Source organism: Nostoc sp. (assembly GCF_036919895.1).
Classification (GTDB): domain Bacteria; phylum Cyanobacteriota; class Cyanobacteriia; order Cyanobacteriales; family Nostocaceae; genus Nostoc.
Genome location: NZ_JBALBW010000095.1, coordinates 58,900 through 79,533 on the forward strand (window position 1 = coordinate 58,900; position 20,634 = coordinate 79,533).

A 20,634-nucleotide genomic window follows, 5' to 3' on the forward strand; every position below is an offset into this window, starting at 1 on the left:
AAATTATTGGTAAAAAAACCAAGTTTTGCTTTCTGTAAATAACTTACGTCTGGCTGTATCTAATCGTAGAAATGCATTTACGTCAATGTAGAGTCTAGGATGACGCTATGCCAAGTTTGACCTTAATCTGGCTTCTGGCAGGAGCAGTTTTATGTCTCATGGAACTGTTCTTACCATCGGCGTTTGTCGCTTTCATGATGGGAATTAGCGCTTTTTTGGTGGCGCTGCTGTCTGGAGTGGGTTTGGGAAGTGTATGGTTGCAAGTTTTAGTTTGGCTATTATTTTCCACATTCCTAATCGTGCTTTCTCGTCGGTTTTTGCAACCACGACGACGCAAATCGAAACTTCAGGATGCTGTCATAGCTGAAACCTTAACAGAAATTCCGCCTGGGAAAACAGGGCGGGTGTTATATGAGGGAAATTCCTGGCAAGCACGATGTGACGATGACAAATTTACCGTAGCACCCCATCAAAGAGTTTATGTGGTTAGGAGAGAGGGTACTACTTTGATTGTGATACCAGAAAATCTGTTGAATTCTTAGTTATTGGGAATTGGGTATGGGGCATTGCTTATTCCCCTTATCTCCCCCATTTCTCTCATCTGGCACTCCCCTTTTATTTGACATTTAATACTTAAAAATCAGGAGATTTACAATGGAACAGTTTTTTTTGCTCGTGTTTTTAGCCCTTGGGGGTTCTGCCGTAGCGGGATCTGTGAAAGTCGTCAATCAGGGTAATGAAGCTTTGGTGGAAAGATTGGGTAGTTATAACAAAAAATTAGAACCAGGACTAAATTTTGTCATTCCTTTCCTAGATAGAATTGTCTATCAAGGAACTATCAAAGAAAAGGTCTTAGATATTCCTCCCCAACAGTGCATCACTCGTGACAACGTTGGTATTGAGGTGGATGCAGTGTTTTACTGGCGCATCGTGGATATGGAAAAAGCCTGGTATAAGGTAGAAAATCTCCAGTCGGCAATGATAAATATGGTGCTGACTCAAATTCGCGCCGAAATGGGGCAACTGGAGTTGGATCAAACCTTTACTGCTCGTTCCCATATCAGTGAACTTTTATTACGGGATTTGGATGTTGCTACCGATCCTTGGGGTGTGAAGGTGACACGGGTAGAACTGCGAGATATTATTCCGTCTCAAGCAGTGCGAGAATCGATGGAATTGCAAATGTCGGCAGAACGACGCAAACGGGCAGCAATTTTAACTTCTGAGGGCGAACGCGAATCTGCTGTCAATAGTGCTAAAGGTAAAGCTGAAGCGCAAATATTGGATGCCGAAGCTCGTCAAAAATCGACAGTTCTGCAAGCAGAAGCTGAACAAAAGTCGCTGGTGATGAAAGCTCAAGCAGAACGTCAGCAGCAAGTTTTGAAAGCCCAAGCGATCGCAGAATCAGCAGAAATTATTGCCCAAAAACTCCAGACTAATCCCAATGCCAATAAAGCAGTGGAAGTTCTGTTTGCTTTGGGCTATCTGGATATGGGTGCAACAATTGGTAGAAGCGATAGCAGCAAGGTCTTATTTATAGATCCTCGCACTATTCCTGCTGCTTTTGAAGGTATGCGTTCAGTGATCTCAAATGGTCAGGTTGACTCTGACGAGTTGCTTTCTAAGCAAATCCCAAGGTTGGAAAATAACCGCCCTAGTTAAGAGTAGGGGAAGCAGGGGAGGCAGGGGAAGAATAATAATTCCTAACTCCTGACTCCTAAATCCTGACAAATGACATTGCTGAACTGTTGACACCAGTATGGGAAATGGTTCATTGTGGGTTGGAAATCCCTTAGTTTATTTTGGTGGTTGTGAATTTGGTGTTGGACAAGTTTTATTAGCAAAATCACACTGATAAATATAGGGTTCTTGCCAACTCAGAGGGATTTCTAATAAATCTCGCGTTCCAGTCATCCCTTGTCCAATAAATAGCAACAAAGCAATGCAGTTTAAAATTGTATGGACAACGCGCCAACGATGAGACTTATCTTGATAAATATCTTGAACAATCGCTAATGAAAAAATCATCAGCAGTGCTGCCGTAATGCCAATATAATAGTGTGACCAATACCACTGACTGGTGAGGCGATATACTCCATCCTGACAGCCTATAATTACTAAACCTGCACCAGTTAAAGTTGCAAAAACTGCCCGCCACAATCGCTGCCTTGCCCGATAAAGAAATACTAATGAGGTGATGGTAGCAGCAAATATTAACAAGATAAAAACAACTTGAAAAGGTGCTTTATTCCACAATTGATTTTTAATAATATTTTTGCCAATAGGGTAGCTTAATCCGATTAAAGTTAATCCGACAACTGCACCTGTTAGTCTTTCGCCTAACTGTTTATGTTCTGTGCCCACAACTGGGGGAATTTTGCTTTTACTCCCGGCTAAAATTTGTAATCTGCGTTGGCGTGTTTGCCAAGCAAAATTAACGACTGTCCCGATAAGTGGAAATACGAATATAACTGCGATCGCTGGATGTAAAAGACTAAGAAAATCTGTTATTTGCATACAACACCTTTAAATAAACCACTAAATTTATCTCAAAGAATAATTTAGAGCGTTGTAGCATCACTTAAATTAATTTCAGATAAGAATCTGTTTAATATTTATTCTTGCCATCTTTAGCTAATTTTAATAAAGCAGATATTTGAATGTCTTATAAAAGATTATCATTTTAGACAATATTGGCTTATGGTTCAAAAATACTGCCAAAGCAACTACTGGCGGATAATTTATTAGATGGAATATTGCGTCAGCGCAACTTAGGAGATTTAGCTAATTTCCAGACCGAATAATAGTTGTCACTGTAAACAATATCTGTATCTGATTTATACTTTTTTTCGATTGTTTCGCGCCAAGTATCTGAAGGATTGAATAAAAATACATTGGTATATCCATCAGGAATTTTAGGAGTTTTTTGATTTTTAACCAACAAAAATCTCACTTTTGGTTCCAAAAGATAGCTCAGAGAAAAGATGTTACCATAATTATTGCCCAAAGCATCACTAATTAAAAGTGGACGAGTTGTTTGATTGATAATTTGGGCAACTTGGGGATTGCCATAGCTCACACCCTTATTCCACCAAGTTTCTGCCTGGGAATTCGCCTTAGAAGAAATCAGTCCACAAATAATCACTAATGCTATGATTATGTGCCAAATCCTGCGGCGTGATGCGCTCCAATTATATAATTGTGTAGCTAATAGGTAAGCAACAGTCACTTGAATTCCCAAATAAGATGGGATGAAATATGGTTCGCTAAATGATTGTATACCTCTAGCACTTGGCAGTATTAGAGGTAGTGCTGGTACTACAATCAATGTGACGAGAAAAACCCAGACTTTATAGTTAGTTGTCAGACAAAGAAAATAAATTGAATATCCTACTAAGGTTAAAAAAATTGATGTAACTAAATAGTTAAGAGGATTGTCTGAACTAAGGTCTATATCAAAAAAAATCCGGCTTAACTGCATCAGCAAAAATGGTAAAACAGGCATCAGAGATGACTGCATTGTTGTCTTGTCTGCTGAAATCAGAAATTGAAAAAAGTCACCCATCACAATTGTTATCCAAGGCATGAAGGCTAAAAAACCTACCAGTGATGCTAGCAGATAAGTTCGGACAATTTTAGTTAACTTAAATTTGGCAGTAATCATCACATAAATTCCGTGAGCAACTGCTACAAACCCACTCCAAATAAATGTGTAAAAACTAATGGATAAAGTTACTGCATAAATGCTCCAGATAGCAAATAAATCTGGTCGTTGTCGTTCTTTTGCTACCTCATCTTTATCTTGTGATTCCAGCCGCATCGCTTGCAGCAGAGATGCACTGGATAGTAATATGGTGACTAACCAGAGAATATATTCTTGTGCTTCTTGGGCGTATACTAGGTGAATTGGAGAAATTGCCATGAGTGCGATCGCTACACCAGGAACCGATAACGGTACATTAAATAATTCTCGACATAGCCAATAAACACAAGGAAAAACCAGCAAACCGATCAAAGCAGATAAACTTCTGATCGCCGTAACCGAATTACCAAAAACTTCCATCCACAATCTCGCTATTACGTAATAAAGCGGTGGATGCAAGGAATCTTCTCTAGCCAAAGTCATGATTGTGTCATTTAAATTTTTTTGATTTACACCTTGGAACTGAGCAAAACTTTCTCCGCCAATGACACTACCGTTAAACAGTTTATTTTGTGCTTCAGTTCTTGTATAACCGGAAATTCGCAATGAGGTATAAGTCTCATCATGGGAGTAAACCTTGCTATCAAGATTAAAAAAGCGAAACAATATACCCATCGCCAATAAGAAAATAATTAAAAATCGCAACCAACTCGGAGCAATTTTGAGATGGTGCATAAGTAATTTTCCCAATATTTTATCTAAAATAATCCAGTTAGGCGTAGTAGATGAAGTGCCGCAGCTACGCCCATCATCGTAATCCGTAATTCGTAGTTCGTAGTTCGTAATTACGAATTATATGTGAGCCTGTTTATGGGACATCCAAGCAGCATTAGGGCTAAAGATAATTTTACCGAAGAAGAATTCAGCAATCAGGAGCCAGAATACAGAATGTATTCTGAACAAAAAAGTGGATGAATTGTGGTAAGCGAGCAAGTGATTTTAATCGTGGAGATCAATAAAAATTTTCCTTGCTTGAAACCCCTGACTTGATTACTAGGGTATTCTGACTTCTGGATTCTGTTAGCGGATAGCTAAGGTTTAGCCCATTCTGACTCATTTTCATAATATTTGATAACGCCATCTAGCAAAGTCTTTGGTATTAGATATGGTTAAAAAATCAATAGTCTTAAAGTGTCGGTCGATAGCGGGAATACTGCATATTTTAGCTCCAATACTCAAGTATGCCTGCAAAATTTTAGGAACTTCAACATTATATGAATCTGGGCAAGTTTGAGGCAGTTCTAGACAAGATTGTGAATTTGGATAAACCAAAATACTTGGATGCATCAAGCCATTATGCTGAAAATAATCATAAGTACAAGTAGCTTGAAAAGGAGACTGTGTTAGTAATGATGCACAGCCAAAGAAATATTGATTTTCACTCCAGATGAGATAATTTGCTAGCCCTTTCCATAATAGTAAAAGTGCCTGACTATTGCGGTATTCTTTAGCTATACATGCACGGCCAACTTCAACTGATGCCTGAAGCACAGAATTGGGAATTGCATTAAGATTAAATATATCAGCAGCATCAAAGCCGAGTCTTTGAGAGGCCATTATATAAGTTTGCATCCGATAAGTTCCAATGGTTTTACCCGTTTGTTTGGAAATCATGATTAAATGATGGCAAACTGCATCAAACTTATCTATATCCATCTGGGTAAAGTTAGAAGTAGAAAATCCCAAGCCTAGTTCAAGATTAAAAACTTCAAAGCGCAACCGAAAAATTGATTCTAATTCTTCTTCAGTTGACGCTAGCCGTAGGGCATATTTTTCAGTTTGAAGGACGGGAAAATCTTCAAGAGGGGGAGAAGGATTCAGTGGGTAATTGATGTTGCGTCCAGAAACTTCCATCTATCTTCCTACTTAGATTTGCGAAAATATCCTACTATGATTTAGGCACTATACAAATAGCTCACATTATGCACTAATGTATCGAAGCATAATTGAGACAGTTTTCGATAAAATAACCTCTAAAGAGCTTTCTCACTCTTTTGGATTAGAGGTAGAGTGCTTTTATTATGGACATTAATTCCGAAAAAATCTGGCAATAAGATACAAAATTTTCCTTCGATATAGGCTATAAATGCAAGTCACTTCGCTTTGCTCCGAATTAAAAATTCCCATAAATAAATTTAGAGGCTTATGTCCTTTTCTTTGTCGGTCAGTTAAAAAATCAAATTCAGGGCAGAAAGCCCCCAGATGAATCCAGGGGCTTGGATGCTTTTGGTGCTATGCCTGCGGTGTTTTCGTTGCGTAGGTGTAGCCCGTCGTAGACATCGCATTTGCGATCGCAATCTACAGTAGATGCACTCTAAAATACTTAATTAATTACGGTGATTATTGTTGTAATGAACCCTTGTACCTGCCCAAAGCAACTTCTCCCGTAGCGTCTGATAGTAGGAATTGTTCTCGCGCAAAATAATAAATTTAGCCCGACACTCTGCCATCCGCACATCAACGCGGTGTCCGGGCCAAATAGAAGTCCCTAACACCCCATCTGTCCACAGCTTGGTACTCAAATCATAATCCCCCAAAGGCCAAATACTCACCACAGAACCAGGGGGTAAAACGAGGGGGCGACTAGAAAGGCTCATTGCACAAATAGGAGTGATGGTAAGCGCCTCCATACCATCGTGCATAATTGGCCCATTAGCAGAAACGGTGTAACCTGTGGAACCTGTGGGAGTAGAAATAATCAACCCATCCCCGACATATTGATCGACTACCTCACCATCGATTTCCATTTCTAGAATTGAGGTAATCATTCGGTCAGCAGAGGCGGGTTTGACACAAAATTCATTCAAAGCCAGGTAACGCTCACTCACTGGCTCCAAATTAGAGCCGTGACCCTCATACACCGCAGCTTGTAACATCATCCGTCGTTGGATAGCATAGCGATCCTCAAACAGCCGATCCCAAACTTTCTCTGTATCCTGAAACTCTTCTACTGACTCAGTTAAAAACCCCAGATGACCTCCTACATTCACTCCCAGAATCGGGATGCCAGCTGGGGCTAAATGTCTGGCACCAGTTAAAACAGTGCCATCGCCACCGAGTACCAAGGCGAGATCGATTGGTTGAGCCGCCGAAGCCAAAAAGACTGGATAGGGGTTGTCTTTCGGCCCGCTAGGCCCCATCAACACCTGGCACTCGCGGCTTTCTAGTTGTTTAGCACAGATTTCTGCCCATTGTTTACTCCGGGCATCCCGCGCTTTATAAGCAATGATTACCTGCTTGAGTTGCACGCACAATTACCATTTCAGGAGATTAAACTGCTCCATATCGACGGTATCGCGGTTGCGATAAATGGCCAGCACGATCGCTAAACCCACCGCCGCCTCGGCCGCGGCCACGGTAATCACAAATACTGTGAAAACCTGACCCTTAATTAATGTTGAGTCGAGGAAGTTGGAAAATGCCATTAAATTCAGATTAACAGCGTTGAGCAGTAACTCAATTGACATCAGCACCCGCACGGCGTTGCGGCTGGTAATTAAACCGTAGATGCCGATGCAGAATAAAGCTGCTGCTAGTAATAAAAAGTACTGGAGTTGCATGAATCTGAGTATCCCTCCTGAAAAAACTGGCTTTTTGTCTGCGAATGAAGTCGCAAATATTACTCTTTTGTTTCGCTGGTTGTTGATACCAGTTCTCTGGGGCGTTCTGGCAAAGTCAAAATAGTTTGCCGCAGATCGGATCGTGTCAATTCGTCTGGCAAATATTCACGACGTGCCAAAATAATTGCTCCTACCATCGCTATCAGCAGCAAAATGGAAGCCAGTTCAAAAGGTAGTAAAAAGTCAGTGAAGAAATGCTCCCCAATCAAAACTATAGAGCTTTCACCACCTGCTACAGGAGCAGTTGAGTAAGCCCAAGGAGTAGCCAGCACCATTGTACTTAAAAGACCAAACAATCCGACGCTGACTAGACCTGTAAGTACTTTTCGCACCCAAGAGTTAGGAAATGCTACAAAATCTTCTCGTTTGTTTACCAACATAATGGCAAACAAAATCAGCACGTTAACCGCTCCAACGTAAATTAGTATTTGTGCAGCTGCAACAAAATCAGCATTTAACAACAGGTAGATTCCCGCCATGCTGATAAACACACCCCCCAGCAAAAAGGCAGAATAGACGATGTTGGAGAACAGCACCACACCAATGGCCGACCCAATCATCATCACGCCCAGTATGCCAAGCGATACTAACTGTACTCCTTCTGCTAGATTCACTATTTTTTGTCCTTAGTCATTGGTTATTGGTCACTGGTCACTGGTCATTGGTCATTAGTCAGTCATCGGTCAAATAACAAAGGACAAATGACAATGGACAATAGACAAATGACATTTATTTATCTGTTTGTTCTACCAGGTCTTCTGGACGCGCACCTGCACGCGGCGCATCTGCGGGTACTCCGTGGGGTTCGAGGACACCTTTGGGTAGATAAACTAGTTCGCGCAGTGGTGTAACCATTGGATCATCTGTTACCTTATAGGGCAGACGACCTAGCGCTACGCTGTCATAATTCAATTCATGGCGATCGTAAGTGGCAAGCTCATACTCTTCTGTCATCGATAGACAGTTAGTGGGGCAAAATTCCACACAGTTACCGCAAAAGATACAAACTCCAAAGTCGATGCTGTAGTGGTTGAGTTTTTTCTTTTTGCTGGCTTTGTCGTATTCCCAATCAACTACAGGTAGATTAATTGGACAAACGCGAACGCAAACTTCGCAGGCGATGCACTTATCAAATTCAAAGTGAATCCTACCGCGAAACCGTTCGCCAGGAATCAGCTTTTCGTAAGGGTACTGTACAGTAATCGGTCGCCGCCGCATGTGGTCGAAGGTAACAGAAAGCCCCTGACCAATATAACGCGCAGCTTGTATCGTTTCTTTGGCGTAATCAACAACTTGTTTTAGGAACTTGAGCATTTTGTCTCACTCTCTCTTTTTAAGCTATCAGCGTTATTTGTCCCTTGTCCTTTGTCCTTGGTCATTAGTCATTTGTCCTTTGTCTTTGGTCATTTTCCCTTTGTTATTCACTAATGACTAACGATTAATGACTAACGACTAATGACTAATGACTAATGACTAACCACCAAAAGCGAAGGGAAAGGCTAGTTTCAGGGCTGCGGTTAATAGAAGATTAACCAAGCCAACTGGTAACAAAAACTTCCATCCTAAATCTAACAGTTGGTCAATCCTTACGCGTGGCACTGTCCAGCGCAACAGGATGGCGACAAACACTAGTAAATAGGCTTTGAAGACAGTCATTATAATTCCCAAAGCAGCAGTTACTATCTGGAACACAGGATTTAGTTCACTGACTCCCAGCCAACCAGCGATGAGGTTGAGGGGAATAGGAAAGTCCCAACCGCCCAGGTAGAGAATTGCTACTAGTAAGGAAGAAAGGATTAAGTTAACGTAGGAACCCAGATAGAACAGACCGAATTTCATGCCTGAATATTCAGTTTGATAACCTGCAACGATTTCTTCTTCCGCTTCGGGTAAGTCAAAGGGTAATCGTTCGCATTCAGCGAGGGCGGCTATCCAAAAGATCAGAAAACCGACTGGTTGTCGCCAAATGTTCCAGCCTAGAATGCCGTAGCCAGATTGCTGATTGACAATATCAACGGTGTCGAGGCTATTAGACATCATAGCGATCGCTAACACCGCCAATGCCAAAGGAATTTCATAGCTAATAGATTGCGCTGCTGCCCGCAAGCCCCCTAAGAGGGAGTATTTGTTATTAGATGCGTAGCCAGCCATCAGCAAGCCAATGGGTTGAATACTTGACAAGGCAATCCACAAGAATACGCCCATTCCTACATTACTAACTACGATATTCTGCCCAAAGGGAACGATCAGGAACGACAGAAATACCGGAATTACAACAATAATTGGGCCGAGGGTAAACAGCCAGGGGTCAGACTTGGCTGGTACTATATCTTCTTTAAATAACAACTTCAGACCATCCGCTACAGGCACCAGCAACCCAAAAGGCCCCTGGTATTCTGGCCCAATTCGCTGCTGTGCGGAGGCGGAAATTTTCCGTTCTAGCCAAGTAGCAACTAATACCCCCACTGTTGCCCCAATCAGCATCAGTATCATTGGCAGGGGCATCCAAATCGCTTTGGCTGTGCCTGCTGGTAAACCTAAATCCCGGAGGGATTCAATAAAAGTTCCTTGGAGGTCAATTCCTGAGTTCATGTTTCCGCTCTTTAAGACATCGAGTCATGGTGAGTTACAACTATTAGTTAAATTAATACCTGTAAATTCACCCATTTTTAATTTTTGTCCAGATGATGCTTGATTGAAGATTTGTCGCTAATTCCCATGCCTAGTATATCCTTGGATGGTTTTAGCCCTCTGAAGCGATATGAGAACTTCTACTTATGGTTGGCATTGGGATTGGCTATTGAGGAGATGGGGGAGCATGGGAGCAGGGGGAGGGAGCAGGGGAAGATGAGGGGGAAGAATTAATAACCAATCCCCAATCCCCAATTACCTTTTTTCAATTGGGGTATAAGTAACTTCGTGCAGACCGTTGTAAACCTGCGTTGGACGGAAAATGCGGTTTTCTGCTAGTTGTTCTTTCCAGTGGGCTAACCAACCAGCAACGCGAGCGATCGCAAATATTGGTGTAAACAAGTCTGTAGGAATCCCCATCTTCCTATACACCAAACCTGAATAAAAGTCAATATTGGGATAAATCCCCTTGCTACCAAGTTTTTCCTCTACTACTCGTTCCATCTCTTGGGCAATGTCATAGAACTTGTCATGGCCAAACTTTTCAAACAGTTGCTCTGCTAGACCTTGTAAAATTATGGCTCGTGGGTCTTTCACTTTATACACACGATGTCCAAAGCCCATAATCTTAGATTTAGTTTCCAGACAATGCTCTATGTAGGGACGGACATTTTCTACAGAGCCAATTTTCTCCAACATCTGAATTACTTCTTCATTGGCTCCACCATGCAGTGGCCCACCCAAAGTTCCCACGGCACTAGCAACCACAGCATAAGGATCGGTTAAGGTGGAAGCTGTCACCCTGGCACTGAAAGTGGAAGCATTCATTGTATGCTCGACCTGAAGTATCAAGCAGATATCAAAAACTCGCGCCATTAGAGGATCGGGTTCTCGCTCATCAAGCATGTATAGAAAGTTGGCGGAGTAATCTAAGTCATCACGGGGACGTATCGGATCATTGCCTTTTCGCATCAGTTGGAAGGCCGCCACCATCGTCGGAATCGTTGCTATGAGGCGCACCACGGAATCTCGAATGTAGGCAGGATTATGTAAATCCCGAAGCGAATAAAACAAACCTAAAGCCGCAGCAGAGGCTTGTAGGGCATCCATTGGGTGACCGCTTTCTGGAAAGCATTTCATCATGTCCCGAATGCGGTATTTTATCCGCCGGTGGTAACGAACTTCATGCTCAAATGCTTCCAGTTCTTCCTTGTTTGGCAGTTCACCCCAAATCAAGAGATAAGCAGTTTCCAGGAATGTACTTTTTTCTGCTAGTTCCTCAATTCGGATGCCACGATATTCTAGTATTCCTTTTTGCCCATCAACATAGCTGATACTTGATTGAGCGGCGGGAATGCCTTCTAAACCAGGCTTGTATTCGCACACCATCATGGCACCACCATTTGCTTTTTGAAATATCTGATCGAGTTAACTTACCAGAAATTTATTGTCGCCATAACAGTAGCCGTTCTAACAACAATCGAAAATGTTGAAAAACTGTTATAGCAGGTACTTGGGTGGTGTCAACCAAAACATCTGACTCCGACCCAGAGGAGAACCTGTTTCTGGTAGTTTTATCCCAATCATACCTGCTTTTTTCAAGACTAAGCTTTCTTTGACTTCTCCCCACAGGAGAATTTCTGCCCACCCGGTCAAATCAGGTTCGTGTCCAACCAGCGCTAGTTGGGTATTTTGGGAATAATTTCTTGGTTCTAACCAGTCTTTGAGCCAACTAGAGATTTCACCATCTGGAGCGAGGTGGCTAGATTCCTCTAACTTGGTGCTTAGTTTTTCTTCTATAAGGATTTCAGCCGTTTGGCGGGCCCGCACTAAGGGGCTGGTGAGAATCAAATCAAAGCTTAAACCCAATTTCACAAGTTTCTGGGCAACTTTATCAGTTTTTTGCCTTCCTTCTTTGGTAAGGCTGCGTTCCTCATCCTTGATGTCTAATGCCTTGTCTTCGGCGATGCCATGACGAATTAAGTATAGTTCCATACTTTTAGTTTTGTTCGCGTAGTCCGTACTTAGTTAGGAGTTACGTCTGATATTAATGAATCTATCCTAACTTTAATCATGATTACGTATTCGTTGATTTGCCATCTGTTCGATTCAACGCGGCGCTAAGTGTTCTAATTATGGATATGGCAATAGGTTTAAACCTTGAATAAATCTGTAATCCCGTTGGTTTTTTGTGATAAACGGGTAATTCCCCACTATTGCTGTAGCTGCAATGAGACTATCAGCAATGAGCAAGCCATGACTGAGCCGATAAGACCGCAATAAATCAACTGCTGTGTCAGATACAGTCTGGTCAATCTTAATGATGTAAAACTGCTTGAGGAAATTTTCTAGTGTTTGTAGCTCTGCTTTATTACGACAACCAACCATTAGTTCCATTTGCGTGATTATGCTAATTGCCAAGCCAGAACTCGCTTTCAGATTTTGCAAACACTTTACTGCTTCGAGAACACCGCTACCTGCATCAATTAGAATATCAGTATCAACGATGGTTGAGTTAGTCATGTGACTTTGACCACTCATTTTCTCGAACACCACGCACCCAAGCAGTGCTATCAGTTAAATCTTGGCGATCGCTCCACATCCCAATAAAGCTATCATTGATCAAGTCAATATCAGGTGACTGAGAGTCAGATTCAACTAGTGGATATCTTTGTCGCAAAAAAGCAATAAAGTCCATGAGTTGACGCTGTGCTTCAGGAGGAAGGGATAAAAACTCATTCAACAATTCTTGCTGTGTCACTGTTATACCTCTCAAAAAAAATGAAGATGATTTTGAATTTTCAAACATCTGTACACCATCTACACTGCTCAAGCCTCTGTTTCAAAAACTCCTGACTGGGAGTATTGAGATACAAATAATATTAAGTACGAATTACATCCTTAATCTGTTCAGCCTCTATGAAAAGACCAAAATTCCCGACTTTTATAAAAAGTCGGGAAATATGTTTATCACGAATGACTTAAGGATGCTATCTGACCAAACATTTTGACTGCTGCATGAGTTAGGAGTTTTCCCCATCTCCTTAATCTCCCCCTACTCCGATTGAATCGGGTTGTCTCTAGGGTTAACCAACCTCAGCAGTTTTTGCTTAATTTGAGTGTCGAATACTTCCCATTTCATTTTCGCATAAGCAGAATTTTCGTTGCTGCCGGATAAGAAGCCCATCGGAATTTCAAAGCCGCCTGCACTTGTCCTTCCACCGCCAAAAAACCGCCCGGCGCTATCTTGTCCAAAGGCTTCTTTGATGAATTCATCAGGGTCAAGGGTAAGTTTGGTGGTTCTCAAGGAGCCGATGACTATTTCTAGTTCATCGTCTTCATCGTGAACAATGCCATAAACTACGGCGGTGTGGACGTTTTCTTCGGTGACGAGAAAATCAGCCGCTTGGGGGATGGCATCACGGTCGTCGTAGCGTAGGTAGCCAACACCAGCAATGGAAAAGTTATTTTGGACGATGCGATTTTTTAGCGATCGCTCGATCACATCCATTACCCGCTTGGAACGGTTCGCCTGTAAAATAGCATTCAGCAGTTGGGCATCATAAAATCGGCTTAAATATGCAGCTGCCATAAAGTCTTCTTCTTGTGCTTGCATTAACCGATTTGTATCCGATCGCAAGCCGTGCATCAAGGCAGTTGCACATTTAACGTGTTGATTTATGCTGCTATCTAATGCCAGTAATCCCGTTTGGAGGTATTGAGTAAAAATGGTTGCCGTCGCTCTTACGTAAGGACGGATATCCTCAAATTCTGAGTGCAGATCGCCTTGGATACTGTGATGGTCAACGAGTACGACTAGGGGAATTCCAGCTTGCTGTACTGCTGACAGTAACTGTGAAGTGGTTCCTTGGTTATCAATTAATACAAAACCTTGATAACATGACAAATCTTTGCTTTTCAAGGTTTGCGTTGTCCACCGTTGGATTGGTAAGTTAGTCAGCCTTACCAAGGCAATATTTTCTTGATGGCTCAATGCGCCAGCATAAATTATCTCACATTTGATATCATATTGCTGGGCAATTAACTGATAAGCCCAGGCACAAGAAAGGGCATCAGGGTCAGGAAAATCTTGCAAAATTACCAGTTGGCGATCGTGTCGATGCGCCAAAAGGGTTTTTTGCAGTTCTTCTGACTTTTGTTGTGCCAGAGAATTACCACGTTGACTGAGAAATATGGCTCCGTCACCTACCGATGGCGGTAATGATGGACTTTTAAATGCAACTTCCACTGGCGCTTTCTCTATTTCAGGTTCCTCTGGGTTTGGCTCTGTGGTCAATGACAAACTCTCAAACTGAGTAACGGGAGAATTCAAGTACATAGGGAACTTTTTTAAAGTGTTAGGCTCCTTTAATTCAGAAATATTACGATCGGTAATTCACTGAATTTAGCCACATTGTTTTGATCTTCGCAAAAATATCAAGACATTGCACTATACATCTAAGTATATTTTTTGTCAGTAACAGTGCTTGACATCAACTAAATTCCATTGGAGTGGGTATGAGTGCTGGAAACAAGGAAGTTTTCTATATTGGGCTGAATCTGGCAGCATGAGTCTGTTTGAGAAGCTTTTTTTCTCTTCCGTAAATTTAATCAGCAGAATTTTTATCTGACTTAAGGCATACTTTATATCTTATACTTTCGGGTTAGTCCTTGATATTCTAAATATCCTTAGAGTGTTCTAAAAAATAAATGATCTAAATTGGGCATTTTTTTACTTAGAGTACTCTTATGCTCAATACTCTCATTATTGTGACTATTGAGCAATTAAGAATTATTTTGATTAACAATGGGTGTTTTATCCCCTTGGAAAATTATGAGAATTCAGGGAAGATGCAAAGCAAAAGGTAAACCCCATACACAAGTATCGAGGCTTGAGCGTTAACGGATTGCGCCTATCTACAAGACGCGATCGCTTTTGTTGCAAGCCATATAGCCGCCAACTTTCAGCACTCCATAACTAGAGTTGTTGGTTGTGTCCCAAAGCAGCAAGGTATTTATTCTTTCTCCTCCGCTTTTTTGCTCAAAGCCCTATAACATACTTTTGCCACTCTGTATGCAATCCACTCTTAAGATGTTTGCTGACCTCGAAATAGAGGCTGCTATAAGGTTGGCGGGGAGGATGACGTAAAGGCATGTGAGCTTCATGGGGAGTGCGACTGCCTTTTTTAACATTGCAACGGACACAAGCGGTCACAATATTCTCCCAGCTATCGCCCCCGCCACGCGATCGCGGTATTACATGGTCTAGAGTCAACTCATCTCCTGTGTAACCACAGTATTGACAGGCATGACCATCCCGGTGCAATATATTTCGGCGAGTCAGAGGAATTTCTTTATAAGGAACGCGTACATAATGACGTAACCGGATTACGGTCGGTAACGGAAAATCCGAGTACAGGAATTTACCGTTGTGTTCTACGCGTTCTGCTTTGCCCTTGATTAACAGAACCACAGCACGCCGCCAACTCGTTATATTGAGAGGTTCGTAAGATGCGTTTAAGACTAAAACCTTCCCCATTTATCTGCGCTCAGGGTATTAGCTTTACATAAATATTAACACAAATACACCATGCTAGGGAGATGAGAATAAATTATACTTTCGGCAGAATTCGACAATTAATTTATGAGTGAAGAGTTATGAGTCAATAGTTAGCAGTTTGAAAGTAAAACTTCTCACCTGACAGCCAGAATTTTACGTAGGCTAATGCAAATAACACAGCAAAAAGCCGAGCCATAAGATTTACTTCTAACTCCTTGATCATAAATCTTAACTTTTATTTCACTACCGCAATATCTTGTATCAATTCCAATATGAAGGTTAAACTTCCTATTTAATCTGATCTCGCTTTTAGGAGCGTGTATAGATAGATAACTTGAAAGTTTAGCCGTGGTGGGATAGGAGTCAGTACAAATGTTAAGTCGCAAAGAAATCCCTGGTGTAGTTCCTAATCAGCAGTGCGACCCTTACGCGTGGTTTTCGCAACGAGCTTGGGTAGAAATTGATTTAGGGGCGTTGTCATATAACGTACAGCAATTGGTGCAGTTTTTATCGCCGCATACTCAGTTGATGGCAGTAGTAAAAGCTGATGCTTATGGACATGGAGCCGTAACAGTCGCCCAAACCGTAATTCAATCGGGAGCTAGTTGGCTGGGAGTCGCTACAGTTCCAGAAGCTATTCAATTACGAGAAGGCGGGATTGAAGCGCCCATTTTGATTTTAGGAGCAACTCATACACCAGAACAGATTCATGCGATCGCACATTGGAAACTTCAACCCACACTCTGTAGTCCTAAACAAGCTTTGGTATTTTCCAATATTCTGGAATCCATGAATCATGGTTCGCCAGTGCCTGTACACATCAAATTAGATACGGGAATGTCTAGGTTGGGAACTAATTGGCAGCAAGCTGGGGAATTTGTGCAGTTAGTGCAGCGTTTACCACATCTGTCTATTGCCAGTATTTATTCTCATTTGGCAACAGCAGACGATCCTGATACTACGGCAATGGAAGAACAGCATAGACGATTTGAGTCAGCGATCGCCCAAATCAAAGTAATGGGAATTGAAGTGCCATGCTTGCACTTGGCAAACTCAGCAGCTGCACTCACAAATCCGGCATTGCACTACGACATTGTGCGAGTCGGGTTAGCTGTTTACGGACTCTACCCAGCACCGCATTTACAAAATGCGATCGACCTCAAACCCGTTTTGCAACTTAAAGCACGAGTCACCCAAGTTAAAACAATTGCCACAGGAACTGCTGTCAGCTACGGGCATAAATTTATTTCCCCGCGCGAACTTCGCCTTGCTGTCGTGGGAATTGGCTATGCTGACGGCGTTCCTCGCAGTCTTTCTAACAAAATGCAGGCGTTAATTCGCGGTCAGAGGGTATCGCAAATCGGGACAATTACAATGGATCAGTTGATGCTGGATGTGAGTGCCATACCCAATATCCAAGAAGGAGAAGTAGTCACTTTGTTAGGGGAACAGGGAAAAGAACAAATTTCAGCAGATGATTGGGCAGAACAATTAAATACTATCTCCTGGGAAATTCTCTGTGGGTTTAAGCATCGTTTGCCTCGTGTTGCGGTTATGTAATGGGGAATTGGGCATTGGGCATTATGATTCTGCTCGTCTGCCCTATTCCCAAAAATAATTTCTTATGGTATGATGATAAACTGATGCGGATATGGCGAAATTGGCAGACGCGCTAGATTTAGGTTCTAGTTCCGAAAGGAGTGAAGGTTCAAGTCCTTTTATCCGCACTTGTAATTTTGCGATCGCTCATTTATTGGATGATATCAAACCTGAAGACAATCATCTCTTATGGTGATTGCTGCGATCGCTTATCCTATCTTTTTTAGAGGAAATTTTAATTGTGACTTTGGTTTGTTGTTCCATGTAGCACTGCACTATGGGCGCTGGTATGCTTTCAGGCGGGCGAATGCTATGGCACGGCTTCGCCAATCGCATTTACCACAAGGCTAAACACTAACTTCAAGGGAGCCTTGGGATTTTCAATTATATAAAGTTTTGAATAATCACCTCTAAATATAGGAATCCAACTTGAATCTTACTAGGCATAGTAGGGTATAACCCATGTCAGGTCAGATTTTGACCGTTATAACTTTTCAAAAATCAAATATAAATCCTAATATTAGTTACAAAAGTAACTATTTCAATATGACTTTGTATACAGGCATATACCTGATTATTCCGATTACATTGAAGATGTACAAATCAAGTAATGCAAGGCACATAAAAGGATATATGAACCGCTTTAAATCTATTCTTCTTGGAGGCTTATTAGCAGCTGCTTCAATTGTTGCTATTTCTCAAAATGCTAATGCTGCTGAATTTAAATCTGAGCATGATAACTTTAATCGTAATACTGTAGCTTTTAATAACAGTAAAGTCGAACACGAACGTCAAGTCCGCGAACAACGCGCTCGTGAATTACGCGAACGTCAAGCTCGTGAATTGCGGGAACGTAAAGCTCGTGAGTTGCGCGAACGTCAAGCCCGTGAGTTGCGCGAACGTCAAGCCCGTGAATTCCGTGAGCGTCAAGCGAGACTTCATCACTAAGCTGAAAATTTTCCCTCACTCATATTACGTTAGGAGAGTAGCAATACTCTCCTTTTTTTTTGCATAAATAAATCTGCTTAAATTAATGCCCAAATTCAGCTAAATCTGAGGTGATGAGTTTTTCAATTAGTTCTATAACACCATTCCCCCGACTACCATTAGTCACAAAATCCACACGCTCTTTGAGCGTCGGCAAAGCATTGGCAACTGCTACTGAATAACCACAAATATTGAGAAAATCATGGTCATTTTCTGCATCGCCAATCCCGACTACATTTTCAGGTGATAACTGCATCTCATCCAAGGCGGCGGCTAACCCTGTGGCTTTATTAATTCCTGACGGTAGCACCATCACCGCACCTTTATTCAATATGACTTGTAATTCTAATCCCATCTGGCGGATAGTTTCTAAAACTATAGTTTCTTGGGGATGCCAAGTCGCAACAATTACACGGCCAACTGACAGGGAATTGACTTGGCGATCGCGCAATGCGTTAATAAATTCTGCTGATGGTTGCGAACCTAATAGTTTCTCCCGACGGGTAGCTGGTGAATATAGCAAAGCGCCGTTTTCTGCTACTACATAATCAAATAAATCTACTTGTCCAAAAACTTGCAGCAATTCATCTAGCTGTCTACCTGTCACCAAGATGAGTTTGTAACCAGAATTCCGCAGACGTGAGAGTGCTGCCAAAGTATTTTCATTTACATGATTGTCAGTTGCTAGTGTACCGTCGTAGTCAGTGGCCAATACAGAATAACGCATAAAGCCAGTAAATAAAGACACGAAGCATTCAGCAATTATACATCCTAATGCTTAATCTAGAGATATGGCGATGTCTACGACTGGCTACGCCTACGCACTCACACTACATCCACAGTCCGAATAAACTGGCGATCGCGCAAATTTTTTGGACAACCAGAAAAATTCACCTGGAGACTTGGTTAATTTCATCCCTTTTCCCGATCTAGTTATTATTTCCTCTGAATTGTGTTGTATTTTTTTCAAAAAAATCAGTATTATCCCTGTAGTCACAACAGGGTTGCTTAATGAAGAGTGGCTTTATTTAGTACTTATATGCTTAAAGACTGGATTCTTTTAAGTGTAAACACAGAAGTTCAAATATATTGATTTAAGAAAATCAGTATTATTCCTGTGGTCAGATTGGGGTTACTCAATGGAAAGTGGCTTCATCTAGTCTTGACATTTCTATGTCTTATTCTCCAAAGATGTCTGTAAATCTCAGTAACAGGAAGTAAATTAATAATAATTTACGAATTTGCTGAGATTTGATCGTTTGAAAAGAACGCTATTTTCGTTGAGTTTCACCGCAAACCCTAAACATAAACTGATGTACTTTAAAATACAAAAGTTTGATGATTTTTACTTGATTTTAGTTGTGGAATAACTCTATACGAATTTAGTTTACACGGATCGAATTTAGCTGAAGTAAAAGCAAAATGAGCACAACTCCTATAGGTAGCTACAGGTTGTTCCAGAAACTACATCCGCTATCTCTGTTGGCACAATTAACCAGTCGGCGTGCTACAGGGTGCTTAAGCATATTTACTGGAATAGTTTCTTGGTCAATTTATCTAGAGGACGGTAAACTTACTTATGCCTCCTATTCAGATAAACTGTTTGAGCGGCTTGACAGCCACTTGCGACGCTTAAGCCAGCAAATCCCCGCTCTCAACAGCGCCACTCGCGTGCAGATGCGGCTGATGTTTGAGACAAAGAATGAACATCAATCAATACCCAATGCGGATTACCAAGCTATTTGTTGGTTAGTAAATCAGGACTATATTACTTCTGTACAAGCAGCAAGCCTGATAGATGAATTAGCAAAAGAAGTACTGGAATCATTTTTATGCTTAAAAGAAGGTAGCTATGAATTCAGCCCGGAAAGCTCTTTGGATGAACTACCAAAGTTCTGTCGCCTGGATTTGCGGTTACTTGTTGAATACTGTCAAAAGCAATTACGAAATCGGCAAAATATCCAGTCATCAATTCCGGCTGGTGGGAGTTCCCAAGTTTTGTCTAAAATACAACCGTCTCAAGTTCAGCCACAACTACAAATAAAACTTGGGCAAAAGTTGCCGATACCAATCAATTTTGATATTCCTGAAAATAATAAAACTACTCAGCCAACTGTTGGCAAAAAACTATATACAATTGCCTGCATCGATGATAGCCAAACAGTTTTGAATTCCATCAAACACTTTTTGGATGAAAACACATTTTCAGTTGTAACTATCAACGATCCAGTGAAGGCTTTAATGCAAATTCTTCGGAGTAAGCCCGATCTGATTTTGCTAGATGTTGAGATGCCAAGTTTAGATGGTTATGAGCTATGTTCCTTATTACGAAAACATTCAGCTTTTAAACATACACCGATAATTATGGTGACTGGTAGAACAGGATTTATCGACAGGGCAAAGGCAAAAATGGTCAGATCGTCAGGATATTTGACTAAGCCTTTTACACAATCAGAATTGCTAAAAATGGTTTTTAAACATCTTGGTTAATTTAGTAACAACCAATAACTATAACCAAATTTAATCGCCTTAAG

The 20,634-nt window shown here is 41.4% G+C and carries 20 protein-coding genes and 1 tRNA gene; 6 read left to right on the top strand and 15 right to left on the bottom strand.

The window, feature by feature from the left end; all coding sequences use genetic code 11:
- The first annotated feature begins 107 nt into the window (after window positions 1-107).
- Both V7K55_RS19380 and V7K55_RS19385 read left to right on the top strand, forming a co-directional pair.
- Complete coding sequence (locus V7K55_RS19380) at window positions 108-542, top strand: NfeD family protein (protein ID WP_334834214.1); 435 nt, start codon at window positions 108-110, stop codon at window positions 540-542.
- Window positions 543-654: 112 nt separating this feature from the next.
- Window positions 655-1,662 carry an SPFH domain-containing protein gene (locus tag V7K55_RS19385; protein WP_334834216.1) on the top strand — a complete coding sequence of 336 codons (1,008 nt, stop codon included), beginning with the start codon at window positions 655-657 and terminating at the stop codon, window positions 1,660-1,662.
- A gap of 135 nt (window positions 1,663-1,797) precedes the next feature.
- On the opposite strand, the gene V7K55_RS19390 is transcribed toward V7K55_RS19385, so the two are convergent.
- From V7K55_RS19390 to V7K55_RS19455, 14 genes are all read right to left on the bottom strand, one after another.
- Window positions 1,798-2,517 carry a DUF4079 domain-containing protein gene (locus tag V7K55_RS19390; RefSeq protein ID WP_334834218.1) on the bottom strand — a complete coding sequence of 240 codons (720 nt, stop codon included), beginning with the start codon at window positions 2,515-2,517 and terminating at the stop codon, window positions 1,798-1,800.
- Between the two features lie 244 nt (window positions 2,518-2,761).
- On the bottom strand, window positions 2,762-4,378 hold the full coding sequence (locus tag V7K55_RS19395; protein WP_334834219.1) for a glycosyltransferase family 39 protein: 1,617 nt from the start codon (window positions 4,376-4,378) through the stop codon (window positions 2,762-2,764).
- A 384-nt stretch (window positions 4,379-4,762) separates the two neighbouring features.
- Window positions 4,763-5,557 (bottom strand): GNAT family N-acetyltransferase, encoded by a 795-nt coding sequence (locus V7K55_RS19400; RefSeq protein WP_334834221.1) that lies wholly within the window; start codon window positions 5,555-5,557, stop codon window positions 4,763-4,765.
- A gap of 473 nt (window positions 5,558-6,030) precedes the next feature.
- Window positions 6,031-6,951, bottom strand: coding sequence for an NAD(+) kinase (locus V7K55_RS19405; protein WP_012411870.1), 921 nt, complete (start codon window positions 6,949-6,951; stop codon window positions 6,031-6,033).
- Between the two features lie 6 nt (window positions 6,952-6,957).
- The gene (gene nuoK, locus V7K55_RS19410) at window positions 6,958-7,263 is read right to left on the bottom strand and encodes an NADH-quinone oxidoreductase subunit NuoK (protein ID WP_006199065.1); all 306 of its coding nucleotides are present in this window, start codon (window positions 7,261-7,263) and stop codon (window positions 6,958-6,960) included.
- Window positions 7,264-7,322: 59 nt separating this feature from the next.
- Window positions 7,323-7,937: an NADH-quinone oxidoreductase subunit J gene (locus V7K55_RS19415; protein ID WP_334834222.1), complete on the bottom strand. Its 615-nt coding sequence runs from the start codon at window positions 7,935-7,937 to the stop codon at window positions 7,323-7,325.
- A 115-nt stretch (window positions 7,938-8,052) separates the two neighbouring features.
- Window positions 8,053-8,637, bottom strand: coding sequence for an NAD(P)H-quinone oxidoreductase subunit I (gene ndhI / locus V7K55_RS19420; protein ID WP_334834223.1), 585 nt, complete (start codon window positions 8,635-8,637; stop codon window positions 8,053-8,055).
- A gap of 159 nt (window positions 8,638-8,796) precedes the next feature.
- The gene (gene nuoH, locus V7K55_RS19425; protein ID WP_334834225.1) at window positions 8,797-9,915 is read right to left on the bottom strand and encodes an NADH-quinone oxidoreductase subunit NuoH; all 1,119 of its coding nucleotides are present in this window, start codon (window positions 9,913-9,915) and stop codon (window positions 8,797-8,799) included.
- Window positions 9,916-10,209: 294 nt separating this feature from the next.
- Window positions 10,210-11,346: a citrate synthase gene (locus V7K55_RS19430; protein ID WP_334834226.1), complete on the bottom strand. Its 1,137-nt coding sequence runs from the start codon at window positions 11,344-11,346 to the stop codon at window positions 10,210-10,212.
- A 108-nt stretch (window positions 11,347-11,454) separates the two neighbouring features.
- Window positions 11,455-11,949 (bottom strand): phosphohistidine phosphatase SixA, encoded by a 495-nt coding sequence (gene sixA, locus V7K55_RS19435; protein ID WP_334834227.1) that lies wholly within the window; start codon window positions 11,947-11,949, stop codon window positions 11,455-11,457.
- A gap of 138 nt (window positions 11,950-12,087) precedes the next feature.
- Window positions 12,088-12,477, bottom strand: a complete 390-nt coding sequence (locus V7K55_RS19440; protein ID WP_334834228.1) for a type II toxin-antitoxin system VapC family toxin — start codon at window positions 12,475-12,477, stop codon at window positions 12,088-12,090.
- Window positions 12,470-12,715 carry a hypothetical protein gene (locus tag V7K55_RS19445; RefSeq protein ID WP_334834230.1) on the bottom strand — a complete coding sequence of 82 codons (246 nt, stop codon included), beginning with the start codon at window positions 12,713-12,715 and terminating at the stop codon, window positions 12,470-12,472. The genes V7K55_RS19440 and V7K55_RS19445 overlap by 8 nt, the downstream gene beginning before the upstream one ends.
- A 294-nt stretch (window positions 12,716-13,009) precedes the next feature.
- On the bottom strand, window positions 13,010-14,293 hold the full coding sequence (locus tag V7K55_RS19450; RefSeq protein WP_334834232.1) for a DHH family phosphoesterase: 1,284 nt from the start codon (window positions 14,291-14,293) through the stop codon (window positions 13,010-13,012).
- A gap of 702 nt (window positions 14,294-14,995) precedes the next feature.
- Complete coding sequence (locus V7K55_RS19455) at window positions 14,996-15,493, bottom strand: HNH endonuclease (protein WP_185584956.1); 498 nt, start codon at window positions 15,491-15,493, stop codon at window positions 14,996-14,998.
- Between the two features lie 393 nt (window positions 15,494-15,886).
- Between V7K55_RS19455 and alr the strand changes: the two genes are divergently transcribed.
- From alr to V7K55_RS19470, 3 genes are all read left to right on the top strand, one after another.
- A complete protein-coding gene (gene alr, locus V7K55_RS19460; RefSeq protein WP_334834233.1) occupies window positions 15,887-17,074 on the top strand; it encodes an alanine racemase in 1,188 nt (395 codons plus the stop codon).
- Window positions 17,075-17,159: 85 nt separating this feature from the next.
- Window positions 17,160-17,241: transfer RNA gene (locus V7K55_RS19465), tRNA-Leu, on the top strand.
- 505 nt (window positions 17,242-17,746) lie between these two features.
- On the top strand, window positions 17,747-18,061 hold the full coding sequence (locus tag V7K55_RS19470; protein ID WP_334834234.1) for a hypothetical protein: 315 nt from the start codon (window positions 17,747-17,749) through the stop codon (window positions 18,059-18,061).
- Window positions 18,062-18,143: 82 nt separating this feature from the next.
- Here V7K55_RS19470 and V7K55_RS19475 read toward each other — a convergent pair whose 3' ends face one another.
- Window positions 18,144-18,848 (bottom strand): HAD family hydrolase, encoded by a 705-nt coding sequence (locus V7K55_RS19475; protein ID WP_334834235.1) that lies wholly within the window; start codon window positions 18,846-18,848, stop codon window positions 18,144-18,146.
- Window positions 18,849-19,522: 674 nt separating this feature from the next.
- On the opposite strand from V7K55_RS19475, the gene V7K55_RS19480 reads away from it, so the two are divergent.
- Window positions 19,523-20,590: a response regulator gene (locus V7K55_RS19480; RefSeq protein ID WP_094327286.1), complete on the top strand. Its 1,068-nt coding sequence runs from the start codon at window positions 19,523-19,525 to the stop codon at window positions 20,588-20,590.
- Window positions 20,591-20,634 lie beyond the last annotated feature (44 nt).

Excerpts from the sequence above, each read along its gene's own strand:
- V7K55_RS19380 (WP_334834214.1), top strand. The coding sequence starts at position 108 with ATGCCAAGTTTGACCTTAATCTGGCTTCTGGCAGGAGCAGTTTTATGT.
- V7K55_RS19385 (WP_334834216.1), top strand. The coding sequence starts at position 655 with ATGGAACAGTTTTTTTTGCTCGTGTTTTTAGCCCTTGGGGGTTCTGCC.
- V7K55_RS19390 (WP_334834218.1), bottom strand. The coding sequence starts at position 2,517 with ATGCAAATAACAGATTTTCTTAGTCTTTTACATCCAGCGATCGCAGTT.
- V7K55_RS19395 (WP_334834219.1), bottom strand. The coding sequence starts at position 4,378 with ATGCACCATCTCAAAATTGCTCCGAGTTGGTTGCGATTTTTAATTATT.
- V7K55_RS19400 (WP_334834221.1), bottom strand. The coding sequence starts at position 5,557 with ATGGAAGTTTCTGGACGCAACATCAATTACCCACTGAATCCTTCTCCC.
- nuoK (WP_006199065.1), bottom strand. The coding sequence starts at position 7,263 with ATGCAACTCCAGTACTTTTTATTACTAGCAGCAGCTTTATTCTGCATC.
- ndhI (WP_334834223.1), bottom strand. The coding sequence starts at position 8,637 with ATGCTCAAGTTCCTAAAACAAGTTGTTGATTACGCCAAAGAAACGATA.
- nuoH (WP_334834225.1), bottom strand. The coding sequence starts at position 9,915 with ATGAACTCAGGAATTGACCTCCAAGGAACTTTTATTGAATCCCTCCGG.
- V7K55_RS19430 (WP_334834226.1), bottom strand. The coding sequence starts at position 11,346 with ATGATGGTGTGCGAATACAAGCCTGGTTTAGAAGGCATTCCCGCCGCT.
- sixA (WP_334834227.1), bottom strand. The coding sequence starts at position 11,949 with ATGGAACTATACTTAATTCGTCATGGCATCGCCGAAGACAAGGCATTA.
- V7K55_RS19440 (WP_334834228.1), bottom strand. The coding sequence starts at position 12,477 with ATGACTAACTCAACCATCGTTGATACTGATATTCTAATTGATGCAGGT.
- V7K55_RS19450 (WP_334834232.1), bottom strand. The coding sequence starts at position 14,293 with ATGTACTTGAATTCTCCCGTTACTCAGTTTGAGAGTTTGTCATTGACC.
- V7K55_RS19455 (WP_185584956.1), bottom strand. The coding sequence starts at position 15,493 with ATGGGGAAGGTTTTAGTCTTAAACGCATCTTACGAACCTCTCAATATA.
- alr (WP_334834233.1), top strand. The coding sequence starts at position 15,887 with ATGTTAAGTCGCAAAGAAATCCCTGGTGTAGTTCCTAATCAGCAGTGC.
- V7K55_RS19470 (WP_334834234.1), top strand. The coding sequence starts at position 17,747 with ATGAACCGCTTTAAATCTATTCTTCTTGGAGGCTTATTAGCAGCTGCT.
- V7K55_RS19480 (WP_094327286.1), top strand. The coding sequence starts at position 19,523 with ATGAGCACAACTCCTATAGGTAGCTACAGGTTGTTCCAGAAACTACAT.